A 417-nucleotide genomic window follows, 5' to 3' on the forward strand; every position below is an offset into this window, starting at 1 on the left:
TCGTGCGGTGCTGCACGAGTCGATGGATGCGGCCAAGGCCAGCCTGCTGGCGATCAATACCGAGATCAAGCGCCTGGCCGCCGCCGCCGCGGCCGGCGACTTCAGCGCCCGCGGCGATGCCGCGCATTTCCAGCACGACTTCCGGCTGATGGTGCAGGACCTCAACGCGATGATGGAGGTCAGCGACCGCAACCTCGGCAAGCTGTCGGCGTTGCTGCAGGCCATCGCCGCAGGCGACCTCACCGCGCGCATGGACGGCGAGTTCCACGGCGTATTCGCCACCATGCGCGACGACGCCAACGCCACCGCCGACCAGTTGACCGGCATCGTCGGCCGCATCCAGACCGCGGCGGTCAGCATCAATGCCGCTGCCACCGAAATCGCCGCCGGCAACGACGACCTGTCGCGTCGCACCGA

1 pseudogene is annotated in these 417 nt (G+C 68.8%); it reads left to right on the forward strand.

The window, feature by feature from the left end:
* Window positions 1-417, forward strand: a pseudogene (locus D588_RS24885) (methyl-accepting chemotaxis protein); the annotation flags it as partial.

Source organism: Xanthomonas sp. SHU 308 (genome assembly GCF_000364645.1).
In the GTDB taxonomy this organism is placed as follows: Bacteria; Pseudomonadota; Gammaproteobacteria; order Xanthomonadales; family Xanthomonadaceae; genus Xanthomonas_A; species Xanthomonas_A sontii.